The 12,178-nt window shown below is 37.9% G+C and carries 14 protein-coding genes; 11 read left to right on the forward strand and 3 right to left on the reverse strand.

Translation table 11 applies throughout. The features are described from left to right. Positions 1–38 precede the first annotated feature (38 nt). From EG2_RS10635 to EG2_RS10660, 6 genes are all read left to right on the forward strand, one after another. Complete coding sequence (locus EG2_RS10635; protein ID WP_034875821.1) at positions 39–338, forward strand: PTS sugar transporter subunit IIB; 300 nt, start codon at positions 39–41, stop codon at positions 336–338. A 33-nt stretch (positions 339–371) separates the two neighbouring features. Beyond that, positions 372–1,763, forward strand: a complete 1,392-nt coding sequence (locus tag EG2_RS10640; protein ID WP_060814730.1) for a PTS galactitol transporter subunit IIC — start codon at positions 372–374, stop codon at positions 1,761–1,763. Between the two features lie 22 nt (positions 1,764–1,785). After that, positions 1,786–2,049 carry a hypothetical protein gene (locus tag EG2_RS10645; protein WP_060814731.1) on the forward strand — a complete coding sequence of 88 codons (264 nt, stop codon included), beginning with the start codon at positions 1,786–1,788 and terminating at the stop codon, positions 2,047–2,049. An 18-nt stretch (positions 2,050–2,067) separates the two neighbouring features. Then, positions 2,068–2,820, forward strand: coding sequence for a class II aldolase/adducin family protein (locus tag EG2_RS10650; RefSeq protein ID WP_060814732.1), 753 nt, complete (start codon positions 2,068–2,070; stop codon positions 2,818–2,820). A 1,135-nt stretch (positions 2,821–3,955) separates the two neighbouring features. After that, positions 3,956–4,282, forward strand: coding sequence for a UTRA domain-containing protein (locus tag EG2_RS19645; protein ID WP_249024301.1), 327 nt, complete (start codon positions 3,956–3,958; stop codon positions 4,280–4,282). Positions 4,283–4,498: 216 nt separating this feature from the next. After that, a complete protein-coding gene (locus tag EG2_RS10660; protein ID WP_060814733.1) occupies positions 4,499–5,251 on the forward strand; it encodes a DeoR/GlpR family DNA-binding transcription regulator in 753 nt (250 codons plus the stop codon). A 547-nt stretch (positions 5,252–5,798) separates the two neighbouring features. Here the strand turns inward: EG2_RS10660 and EG2_RS10665 are convergent. The 3 genes from EG2_RS10665 to EG2_RS10675 are packed head-to-tail and all read right to left on the reverse strand — an operon-like array spanning position 5,799 to position 8,126. Then, entirely contained in the window at positions 5,799–7,268 is a 1,470-nt protein-coding gene (locus EG2_RS10665) for a PTS galactitol transporter subunit IIC (protein WP_060814734.1), read from the reverse strand. A 21-nt stretch (positions 7,269–7,289) separates the two neighbouring features. Beyond that, positions 7,290–7,592, reverse strand: coding sequence for a PTS sugar transporter subunit IIB (locus EG2_RS10670; RefSeq protein ID WP_060814735.1), 303 nt, complete (start codon positions 7,590–7,592; stop codon positions 7,290–7,292). A gap of 42 nt (positions 7,593–7,634) precedes the next feature. After that, entirely contained in the window at positions 7,635–8,126 is a 492-nt protein-coding gene (locus EG2_RS10675) for a PTS sugar transporter subunit IIA (protein ID WP_060814736.1), read from the reverse strand. 164 nt (positions 8,127–8,290) lie between these two features. Here EG2_RS10675 and EG2_RS10680 point away from each other — a divergent pair, with 164 nt between their 5' ends. From EG2_RS10680 to lacD, 5 genes are read left to right on the forward strand one after another with little or no spacing between them, the layout of a single operon-like run. Further along, positions 8,291–9,064, forward strand: a complete 774-nt coding sequence (locus EG2_RS10680) for a DeoR/GlpR family DNA-binding transcription regulator (protein ID WP_060814737.1) — start codon at positions 8,291–8,293, stop codon at positions 9,062–9,064. A gap of 19 nt (positions 9,065–9,083) precedes the next feature. Beyond that, the gene (gene lacA / locus EG2_RS10685) at positions 9,084–9,512 is read left to right on the forward strand and encodes a galactose-6-phosphate isomerase subunit LacA (protein ID WP_060814738.1); all 429 of its coding nucleotides are present in this window, start codon (positions 9,084–9,086) and stop codon (positions 9,510–9,512) included. A gap of 18 nt (positions 9,513–9,530) precedes the next feature. Then, complete coding sequence (gene lacB / locus EG2_RS10690) at positions 9,531–10,046, forward strand: galactose-6-phosphate isomerase subunit LacB (protein WP_060814739.1); 516 nt, start codon at positions 9,531–9,533, stop codon at positions 10,044–10,046. Between the two features lie 12 nt (positions 10,047–10,058). Continuing rightward, positions 10,059–10,985, forward strand: a complete 927-nt coding sequence (gene lacC / locus EG2_RS10695) for a tagatose-6-phosphate kinase (RefSeq protein ID WP_060814740.1) — start codon at positions 10,059–10,061, stop codon at positions 10,983–10,985. 12 nt (positions 10,986–10,997) lie between these two features. Continuing rightward, on the forward strand, positions 10,998–11,984 hold the full coding sequence (gene lacD, locus EG2_RS10700) for a tagatose-bisphosphate aldolase (RefSeq protein WP_060814741.1): 987 nt from the start codon (positions 10,998–11,000) through the stop codon (positions 11,982–11,984). Positions 11,985–12,178 lie beyond the last annotated feature (194 nt).

A 12,178-nucleotide genomic window follows, 5' to 3' on the forward strand; every position in this document is an offset into this window, starting at 1 on the left:
TTCAATTCATTAAATTATAGAAGCTGGAGGAATTCATGATGAAAAGAAGACTAATTGTTGCATGTGGAAGCGGAGTGGCAACCAGCCAAACGATCGCTAGTAAAATCGCGGGATTATTAGAAGATGACGGGATTGATTTTCCGGTTGAAGCGGTAGATTATAAGTCCATTCAAAATGAGCTGCCATCTACCGGAATTTATGTCTATGTTGCGCAGCCGGATGACGAAGTTTTAGAAAAGGCTGAGGAATTAGGCGTGAAGGTTTTTCCTGGTATTCCATTTTTGACAGGTATGGGTGCAGATCAAATTTATGATGATATTAAAGCGTTGGTCGAGTAGCAATAGAATTAATTAAGGAAAGAAGTGGAAAACGTGAAAATATTTCAAGACATTATTAATTATATCTTAGGACTGGGTTCAGCCATTTTTGTTCCATTGATTATCTTGATTTTAGGATTGGTCGCAGGAATGAAATTCAAAAAAGCGTTTATGTCTGCCATCACTTTAGGGATTGCCTTTACTGGGATGTCAATGGTTATCGGCTTTATGTCGAATGCGGTAAGCCCGGCTTCAGAAGCGTTGGCGAAAAATACCGGGATTAATTTACCGGCTTTAGATTTAGGCTGGACAGGTGCTGCTAGTATTACTTGGTCTTGGTCCTATGCGTTTGTTTTCTTCGCTGTGGTACTTGGTGTGAATTTCGTCATGTTGCTTTTGAATTGGACGAAAACATTAAACGTTGATATGTGGAATGTTTGGGGCAAGGCATTAACCGCCTACCTTGTTTACTTTATCAGCGGGAGCTTGTTAGCGGGATTTGCGACGGCGATTGCTCAAGTGATTTTGGAATTGAAGATGGGAGATATGTTCCAACGACATATTGAAGACCTGACAGGAATTCCATTAGTGACGGTTACGCATTTAATGAACATCTCTGCGGTATTGCTGTTACCGATCAATGTGATCATGGATAAGATTCCTTTCTTTAATAAACGAGCAGATACGAAGGCATTGAAGAAAAAAATCGGTGTTTTCTCTGAGAATTCTGTGATGGGCTTTATCATTGGTTTAGGACTTGGACTAGCAGCCGCCTATGGCGTATCTGGTTCACTGAACTTAGCCATTCAAATTGCCACAGCAATGGCTTTATTCCCAATGATCTCAAAAATGTTTATGCAGTCGCTTTCGCCATTAGCTGATGCTATGTCAGAAATGATGAAAAAGCGATTTAAGGATCGCGAAGTATACATTGGCTTAGATTGGCCGGTCCTAGCAGGTCGCTCTGAAATTTGGGTTACTGCAATTTTATTAGTACCAGTCTTTATTGGCTATGCAATCATCTTGCCGGGGAATGCTGTACTGCCATTGGCCGGCATTATCAATTATTCAATCGCTGTGGGTGGTTTGCTATTAACTGGAGGAAATCTAGTCAGAATGCTAATTATGGGTGTAATCTCCATGCCGATTTATCTGTACGCGGCCACGTATTTGACACCAATTTTAACTGGTTTAGCGGACAAAACTGGCGCGGTTGAAGGAATTAAGAAAGGCCAGCAGATTACCTGGTCTTCTATTGAAGGACCGGAATTTCGAATTTTATTTGCGGAAACCTTCAAAGGAAATATTTTAGGTATCGTTGGTACAATTATTTTTGTCGCAATGTTTGTTTGGTTGTATAAATATATGTCCAAAGCAAAAGTTCCGAGCCAAAGATATGAAGAATTGAGAGATAAAAAAGTCAACGGCGTAAAAGTCACAGGGTAATGACTATGAATGGAGGGTAGGTATGATTAAAAGAGAGAATAAAGAAAAGACGAAATGGCTGCTTGTATTATTTCTGGCGAATGTTAGTTTTATCCTAGCCTTCATGACCCAGAAGCTGATCTTTAACGCTATCGCTATTAGTTTAGCAATCTGTGTTTATAAATATGGCAATCCGATTCTTTTCAAGGAATATGAAGAACGTCGAAAAAAGAGATATGAAGAAGCTTTGCAGGTTAGAGATGCAGCTCAAACAGTTATTACGAGTAGACGAATTTTAAAAAAATAAAAAAAGGTGGTCTCGAATATGTCAGATGGACGAATGATTTTTGAAAGAGAGCGCGAGGATTTAGCTCGGATCGTGAAATTGATTTTTGAACGAAAGAATACGAATGTCGCAGGCGGCAATTTTTCATTCAAAACAACGGATCAAACAGGAAAAGAATACATTATTATGACTCCGACAATGATGTCGGAAGCTTATTTAGGTGAGGTATCACCAGCGCAAATTCTAGTTGTTGAACCACATACACGAAAGATAATTGATGGTGTAGGGAACTTGACACGTGAAATCAATTTACATGAAGCTGTGTATGATACAAACCCAGAAATTAAAGCAGTTTTACATGCTCATGCACCAAATTCAATGTTTTGGGCAACAGCTGGATTAGATATGCCGAATTTAACTGAAGCAACTCAAAAAATTGGTTACGTTCCAGTATTAGATTTTGAACCGAATTGTTCCACCGAACTAGCCGAGTTAGTCTCTGACTACATGGAAAAAGAAAAGCTTGAGCTGCCTAATATGCTACTGCTAAACAGCCACGGTGTTTTGATCAGTACGCCAGGAGAAACGGGTATTGAAGCGATCCATAAAGCGCTGCAAATTCTAGATACAACTGAGTGGAACGCAGAAATTGCTTATAAACAAACGATTTTCCAATCGTTAGGTCTATTAGATGGCTATTATTCAAAAGGCAAACAGGTAGGAACGATTGAAGATTTAAAGAATCATAATCCGATTTACAATCGCGAAGAGATATTTGCAGGAGGAGATTAAATTATTAGAGAAATCCTTGAATGGAAAGGGAAAAATCCTTTTCTGTTTGAGGTTTTTTGTTTTTGGTAAGATTAAAAATCAGAAAAGATATCTTACTATTCGCGAAAGATCTTTTAGGATCTTCATTTTTTTCAATCAAAATCAGTTAAGCTGTTATCGATATCTTCTTCGAAAGTAGAAATTTCGATACCTAGAGCTTGGGTTTTATTAGTTGCTAAGCGTTAATCTCGGAAGCGATCTGTGTAACGCTGATGATCGGGCAAAATAAATTGTTCGATCATAGACTTTTCAAAGCCTATGCTGCACTAATGTGTTTGCTTGTTTCATAGGTTGTGAAAACATTTTTACTTGAAAAGTGATAAACGCTTCCTGACAAATTCACAATTTTATCAAATTGCTTCGCTAAGTTTTTGGCATAGCATAGATAGTGTCACGAATTTCATTGACTGTAAATTTTGTTGATTTTTGATACAACATTCGTTCATTACATTTTTAATATGGTTCGGGCTACTTTTAATTCTAGGATAAAGAAGTCATGTCATCTAAGAAAGCCGAAGAATTATCACGTTGATTTGATTTTCAATTAGAAAAATTATAACTTTTATTTTTTTGCTTTCCATAGACTGATGCACTGTTGACGTAGTACTTGCAATGTCGGACAAAGTATTGTTTTATTAAAAGCTGAGATATTTGAATTGTCAGAAAGGATTGAGCTGTCTTAGCTACACCAATAAAATATTGTAGAATATAACTATGTTATAATGGATACAATTAATCAAGGAATAGGTAACTTATGAATATCTCTTTGCACAAAAATTCGAATGGACTTATTGGAAAAATTCAAAATGGAGTTGGCGGAACAGTACAAGGTTAGCCGGCCTACAGTTCGTTAGGCGGTTCAGGCGCTGGTAAATAAAGGATATTTGGAGAAGTGTAGAAAAGAGGAATGATTGTAAAAAAAACTAAGATTCAGCAATAATTTATATATGTGATCGAGAGTTTTGATTCGGAAATGAGCCGAAAAGGAATTTTTGCAAAAACAAAAGTTTTAAATTTTCAACAAGTTGCTGCTAGTGAAGAGGTAGCTGAAAACTTAGAATTAGAGCAAGGAGACTAGGTCTATAAATTAACGCGTTTGCGTTATGCGGAAAAGAAACCAGCAGTATTAGTTACTAGCTATATTCCTTATGAATTGTTTCAAAAATTTCAAAAGGTTGATTTTACAAAAGAAAAAATGTATAAAATTTTTGAAGAAATGGGCTATCCAATTAAAACAGTCACCAGAAAGCTAGAAGTAATTAAAGCGGATGATACGATCAGCGATTTGTTAGATGTGGAAGAAGGAGATCTAATTTTCTATTTCCATACACAGAGTTTTTCGCTAGAACGTCTGCTTGTTGAGTATTCGATTTCGAAATATCGAGGAGACATTAACTACTTTGTTTTTGAACCTGCACAATAATTTCTAGTTAAATAAAATGATTTATTAAAGATAAAAATTCGAATGAGCAACACTGTCACTATGATAGTCAGGCTCGTTCAGTTTTATTTTTTTAGAACAGCAGCTTGCAAATTCTGAAAAAAAATTCTTTATTTCCTGGGAAAGGATTCTTAAGAAAACTTGTTCTAGCACTTTTCTTAAGAATTTGATAATCTTAAAAAGAAAAGAGGCGATGAAATGTTAAAAACGGATCGATTCCAAGCGATCATGTCGTTATTAGAGGTTAATGGTACAGTAAGAGTAAGCGATATTATGGAAAAGTTTTCGGTTTCGGATATGACAGTTCGACGTGATTTGGACGAAATGGAGAAACAAGGATTATTAGAACGCGTCCATGGCGGAGCAAAATTGAAGGATTTTTATCGGCATGTGGAGCTTTCTCATAGAGAAAAACAGATTATGTTGAAAGAAGAAAAGCAGCGGATTGTGGAAAAGGCGAATGAAATGATCAACGATGGTGATACGATATTTCTTGGACCAGGAACTACAATCGAGCTCATGTCAAAAATCATTCACGGGAATTCACTGCGAATTGTTACAAACTGTTTGCCTGTTTTTGAAGAATTAAATAAGCGAAAAGGCAATCGAAAAATCTATCTTTTGGGTGGTGAGATGAGGGAAACGACTCAATGCTTTGTTGGTGAAATCACGAATAAATCGCTACAGAATATGAATTTTCATAAAGCATTTTTTAGTTGCAATGCTTTAAATGAACAGAAAATTATGACTTCGACTTTTGAAGAGGGCCAAACTCAACAGATCGCTTTGAATAATTCTGTTGAACGCTTTTTATTGATTGATCATTCGAAAATTGGGAAAAGAGATTTTTCAGTATATTATAATCTAAATGACGTAACAGTAGTTATAACGGATGAAGATGAACAAAAGCATTATGAAAAAATCGAAAAAGAAGAAAAATATGTTGTGTAAATAAGAAACTGCCAAACTCTAAACAATTAGACTTGGTAGTTTTTTTGTAGCCTTTAATTTAAGCAAATTATGTTATTTTTAGTGTGTAACATTACTAATTCCTCCCAATACTTGAATACACCATTTGAAAAAAGATAGTCGTTTTTTGGGGATATTATGTTTATGAGAAGGAAAAATATCAATATCAATCACCGCTTTATTAAGGAGGGAAAGGGATATCAAAATAATCATGAGCACTAAGTCAGCCGAAGCTCCTTGATATGAAACGAGTTAGATCAGTGAAGGTAATGATAAAATCGCATACATAACAGGGGGATACGAAGCGATTTAGAAAAAAAGAAGTCAAAGAATACGTAATTAAACAACAAAAAGTCAAAAAGCACAAAACAAATAAAGGTAAGCTTAAATTAGGTAAAAAGAAGTATAAACGTTGATAATTTCTTTATTGGGAATGGCAAGAGAAGAGCTATGATTTTTGAAATGTGTTTTACATCTATTTATTTTTTATAGGTAAAGTAAATATCCACCCGTGAAAACGGGTGGATATTTACTTAGCTTCGGATGCATGAGTCATATCATGCGCTATTGACGGAGAGGCCTTCTCTTCTTTTTTAGCTACGTATGCAGCATTTCGTTTTTTCATTTGACGAGCGTACCAAATGAAGATTAAAAGGTATGCACCTAATACTAAGGCAGTGGATAACAAAAATTCGATTTGTCCTTGAGAAGCATTACCGACCAAATATCCTAGGAATTTTTCAATCGGGCCTTCCATCGTGGTATGAGAGATCATGGCGGACCCGCTCAAGCCGGCTGGAAAGGCTCCGACTGCTTTAGCTGTTTGAGTAACGAATGGTGCAATCAAGGTACCTGACCATAAGAATAATGGTAATTCGATCGCGCCGATTACGATCATACGTATTAATTTTCCACGAGTTACGACCAATAGTGCTGGGGTAACACCCATTGCGATGATTCCGCCTAGTGGCAACAATTTATTTCCTGGTAAGATGATGGCTTCTAGCAACATGATTGGTGCTAACACGTTGGCGGCAGCCCAGATTTCAGCGCGGCCTGCTAAGAAAGGCCAGTCTAAACCTATGTTGATGGTACGTCCTTTTAGTCGTTTATTGGCAAAATCGGTAATCCCTTGTGATAACGGTTCTACGGCTGCGATGAACCAAGCGCCGATCAAAGAGAACAATTCCAAACAGACGGCAGCAGTAAAGGCTAGCGAGAAAATTTGCGTTGGTGTTTGTCCTGCTAGTAATCCAACAAAAATCCCCAAATAAATTCCAATCGCGAATTTTGATCCCCAGAAGCCAATTTTACTATTCAATTTGGCAGCATCGAAATCATATTTATCCAACCAAGGGAAGACTTTGTCGAAGACTTTGTCGAAAACTTTATCGAAAACCATAATGATCGGATTCATCATGTAGTTCATATGAGTCGTGGTCATCGGGTTGCTGTCTGGTGCATTTAACAAGTCATTGAAGGTTGGTTTCATTAAGTCAGAGTTCCAAATTTTTAATACACCAATGAAGATAACTAATGCAGAAGCAATAAACAGATTAGCACCGCAGAAGATCGCGAACAAACCAACAATTGCTAAATGCCAAATATCGAAAATATCCACATCTAATGTGTTGGTTTTTTTCATTGCTAACATGATAATATTGACGATCACCATAATTAGTAAAAAGTAAAGGGTGTATGGCGAACCCCAGGTGATGGTTGCTAGTGGGGCCCAACCGACATCTGTAATGTTTAATGAAATACCTGTGCGTTCAACAAAAGCTGTCATAGCGTCTGAAAAAGCAGTAGTTAAAATTCCAATAATAGCTCCGATCCCAGTCAGGGCGATCCCTAATTTGATCCCGCCTTCAAGAGCGCGTGACGGTTTTACTTTAAAAAATAAGGCAATAACAGTTAATACGATGGTCATTAACGGTGCCGCCCCTAAATTAATTAGGGGGGTAAATACTTTATTGGCAATATCAATAATTGTATTCATATGTTTTTCCTTTCTTTAGTCCTATTTGTTTAATGATTGGATTGCGCTTTCCATACTTTGGTAAACAGGCTCAGCCATAGCAGGAATACGATAAAGAATAGCACCTGCATCAACGACAGGGATGTTAATGTTAAAACCCAAGTTGGTGTTGGCAATTTGTGCGAAAATGTCATAATGAGAAAGCATTTCTTCATTGATGTCTTTGATCATAACGGCGTCACAGGTGACTTGATAGCCACGATTTTTCAATTCAGTTTCCAAAGCGCTTTTGATTTGATGGCTTGAATTAACGCCTGCTCCACATGCTGCTAAAATTTTGATCATAATAATTCTCCCCTTAAAATAAGTTTATTTTTTATCCTGCGGTTAGGCAGAGACTTCTATATAAAAATGTTCTTCTAAAAAATTATAAATCGCTTCTGTGTCCTCTAATTTGAAAAACGAACACAGTTTTTCTTTGTCAACAGAATTAATGAAATCCATGATATTAGCCAACATGCCAGCCTGTGCTTCACCATTTTCGTTCAAGATCATGAAAAGAAATGAAGCGGAAATCTGATCGCTTGGCGAGATCATGTTGTAGAAAGGGATTTCATTTTTTACTTTGATTGGAATGATACGGGTGGTTCGCACAAACTCACTTTCGGTATGAGGGATAGCGATATTTGGCAATATATTAGAGACAGGTGAGAGATCCAATCCCGTCGGATAATTACGCTCCCGTTCTAAAAGGTTCTCCAAAAAATTTTCGGTTACCAATTCTTTCTTTAACAGATCTTGATAGACTTGCTCGAACACTTCTTCTTGCGATTGCTTGTCAGAAACATAGACCGTGTCTTTGAAAAAGAATTCATTCACACAAAACAGCTCCTTTATTAGTTCGTTTATGTTTATTTATCTGTTTACAAGTTGAGTATAATCGCTTACAAAATCATTGTCAACACATAAACGAAAATAAACAAACAATATGTGTTGAAAAATGTTCGCAAATGTTTTATTATTGGGTCGTGGAGGTACAGAATATGCTGAAAACAGAACGACAGCGTTCGATCATAGCGATGTGTGATCGCTATGGGACGATCACAGTCAAATTTATTCAGGAAGTACTGAATGTTTCAGATATGACGATCCGCCGAGATCTAGAGGAACTCGCGCAGAAGAAAAAGCTTTTACGCGTTCATGGCGGTGCAGAAAAAATCGATTATCTGGAAAAGTCGACTTCTATAGAAGCAAACGAGCTTTCTCATACTGAAAAAAAGAAGCTTCATACAAAAGAGAAGGAATACATCGCTAAAAATGCGGCGGCTCATATCAATCAAGAAGACGACACGATTTTTCTTGGATCGGGTACAACGATCGAATTAATGACACGATACATCAAGCCGTCATCTCTCCGAATCGTTACCAATAGTCTGCCGGTTTTCAATCTATTAAGTGAAATAAAAAGATTTGAACTGTATTTGATCGGTGGGCTTTATCGGGAAAAGACTGGAGCCTTTGTCGGTTCAATTGCCAATGAAGCTGTTCAAAAAATCAGTATTAAGAAGGCTTTTGTCGGAGTGAATGGATTAAAGGGTTCAGAGGTTTCGAATTTCAGTATTGAAGAAGGTACCTTGCAAAAAATTGTTTTAGATAATGCGGCAGAAAAATGTTTGGTTTCAGATGCAAACAAATTCGACCATAGCGATTTTTATAATTTCTATGATTTGCGCAAGATCGACAAATTATTTACGGATTCTACTCTTTCAGCCGGGCTGAAGAGTTATTATCAGCAATTCACTAAAATCATTCAGTAAAAAATAGGAGGAAACAAAAATGCGTGTAGTAATTGGTTCAGACAGTGACGGCATGGAATTAAAGGAATTAATCAAGAAAAAATTGATCAAGGAAGGTATTATAGTAGTAGATAAGAGTGAAACGGCTTCAGAAGATTTTGTGGAATCAACTTTGGCGATCGCAAATGATCTGAATGAAAACGAAGGTAGTTTAGGAATCGCGGTTGATGGCTACGGCGCTGGCAGTTTTATCACGGCAACAAAGGTTAAAGGAATGATAGCGGCAGAAGTTTCGGATGAACGAAGTGCGTATATGACCCGCGAACATAATAATTCCCGGATGATCACACTTGGATCAAAAATTGTTGGCGATGAGTTGGCATTGAATATTGTTAAGGAATTTCTACAAGCAAATTATGATGGCGGTCGTCATCAAGTACGTGTCGACATGTTAAATAAAATGGCGTAATTAGGAAGGATGAATGAAATGAAAATCGCAATTGGCTGTGACCACATCGTCACAGATACAAAAATGGCAGTATCAGATTTCTTAAAATCAAAAGGACATGAAGTGTTGGATATGGGGACCTATGACTTTACCAGAACCCATTATCCAATCTACGGAAAAAAAGTGGGAGAAGCTGTGACTAGCGGAGAAGCAGATTTAGGGGTTTGTTTGTGTGGAACAGGTGTTGGGATTAACAACGCTGTCAATAAAGTACCTGGTATACGCAGTGCGCTGGTTCGCGATATGACGACTGCTATCTATGCGAAGGAACAACTAAATTCCAATGTGATCGGCTTTGGCGCTAGGATTACGGGAGAATTTTTGATCTGTGACATATTAGAGGCCTTCATCAATGCCGATTATCAAGAAACTGAAGAAAACAAAAAATTGATCGCCAAAATCGATCACGTCGAAAAAGCCAGTGACAAGCAGTCTGATCCGCATTTCTTCGATGAATTTATCGAAAAATGGGATCGTGGCGAATACCACGATTAAGCGGGTGGACAAATGATTTTAACAATAACGATGAATCCCTCGATTGATATTTCTTATCCATTAGAAACCTTCAAGCTCGACACAGTCAATCGAGTAAGAAATGTTCGCAAAACAGCTGGCGGTAAGGGCCTAAATGTGACACGTATCTTGAAGCAATTAGATACGGAGGTGATTGCTAGTGGTTTAATCGGCGGTTTTTTAGGTGAAGAGATTAAAAAGGACCTGACTCAAAATGAGATTGCTCATGACTTTTTACCTATCAGCGGAGAAACACGTAATTGCATCGCTGTTTTACATGACGGAAAACAGACGGAAATCCTAGAAAACGGACCTGTTATTACTGAACAAGAAGCAAGGGCGTTCTTGCAACATTTCGAAAAATTAGCTGTTAAAGCCGAAATCATTTCTTTTTCAGGAAGCTTGCCAGAAGGATTGTCTGCTGATTTTTATCGACAAATGCTGCAAGTTTGTCAGCCGAAGCCTGTCGTTTTAGATTGTTCAGGGACAGCATTAAGGGAAGTGTTGCAAGGCAGTGTAAAGCCTAAGCTAATAAAACCCAATACCGAAGAGCTGGCTAGTCTGCTAGGACGAGAAATCTCAACAGACTTATCAGATTTAAAAGCCGCCTTGTCAGATTTGATGTTTGATGAAATTGAATGGATCGTGGTTTCAATGGGGGGTGACGGAGCCTTTGCTAAACATCACGAGACTTTTTATCGCGTGACAATTCCAAAGATTGATGTCGTTAATCCAGTTGGCTCTGGTGATGCGACCGTTGCTGGATTGACCGCTGCGATTCAACAAGGTCTTTCGGATGAAGCCGTGTTAAAACAGGGCAATGTTTTAGGGATGATGAATGCCCAGGAAGCGACTACTGGTTATGTTCAATTAGCCAATTATCAAAAACTATATGATCAAATCTTAGTGGAGAAAGTATAGGAGGATACGGAAATGAACAAAGAAAAACGTCAATATATCAAGCAACTATGCAATGAAGATGGAGTGATTGGGGCCTTAGCAATTGATCAACGCGGGGCTTTGAAGAAGATGATCACAAAATTCAAGGGCAGCGAAGCAGAAGAATCAGAAATCGTTGAATTTAAAGAAATTGTTTCTTCACAATTAACGAAATATGCTTCATCGATTTTATTAGATCCAGAATATGGCTTGCCAGCAGCTGACGTTAGAGCAAAAAATGCCGGTTTGCTGTTAGCTTATGAAAAGACTGGTTACGATGCGTCATCTCCCGGCCGTTTACCAGATTTATTATCGATCTGGTCAGTTAAACGTTTAAAAGAAGCAGGCGCCGATGCTTGTAAGTTCCTACTTTACTATGATATCAATGAAGCAGAAGAAATCAACAATCAAAAACATGCCTTTATTGAACGAATCGGCTCAGAATGTCAGGCTGAAAACTTACCCTTCTTCTTGGAGCTTGTTTCTTATGACGCGAACATCTCTGATGCGACTTCGAAAGAATACGCCGTTAAGAAACCTCATAAAGTCAACGATATGATGAAGGAATTTTCTGATCCACGTTATGGCGTAGATGTGTTAAAGGTGGAAGTACCCGTCAATATGAATTATGTGGAAGGCTATGGGACAGGCGAAGTCGTGTACACAAAGGCACAAGCGGCTAACTTCTTCAAGGAACAGGCTGAAGCCACCAACCTGCCATTTATTTTCCTAAGCGCCGGTGTAAAAGCAGAGTTGTTCCAAGAAACACTGCGCTTCGCGAAAAATGCTGGCTCAACCTTCAATGGTGTACTTTGCGGCCGTGCGACTTGGGCAGATGGTGTAGAAAGCTATATCGTTGATGGAAAAGAAGCAGCGATGGAGTGGATGAATACGCAAGGGCGTAAAAATATTGAAGAATTAAATGCCGTATTGAAAGAAACTGCTACACCGGTGGAAGTGTTAACAAGCTCACTATCATAAGAAATCAGACTGTGAAGCACAATTGCTTGCAGTCTTTTTTTTACATAAAGCGTAAAATCATGCTGCATTATTAGGGGGACGAATTCTAAAATAGTAAGTGAGTTAAAACGAGGGGGTTTTTCTTTAGAGAGGTTTTCTTGCATGGGGTGCTTAATGGCTTGATGGTAATTTTCAGTATTCTAACGAGGCTTATT

It is taken from the genome of Enterococcus gallinarum NBRC 100675, assembly GCF_001544275.1.
Taxonomy (GTDB): domain Bacteria; phylum Bacillota; class Bacilli; order Lactobacillales; family Enterococcaceae; genus Enterococcus_D; species Enterococcus_D gallinarum.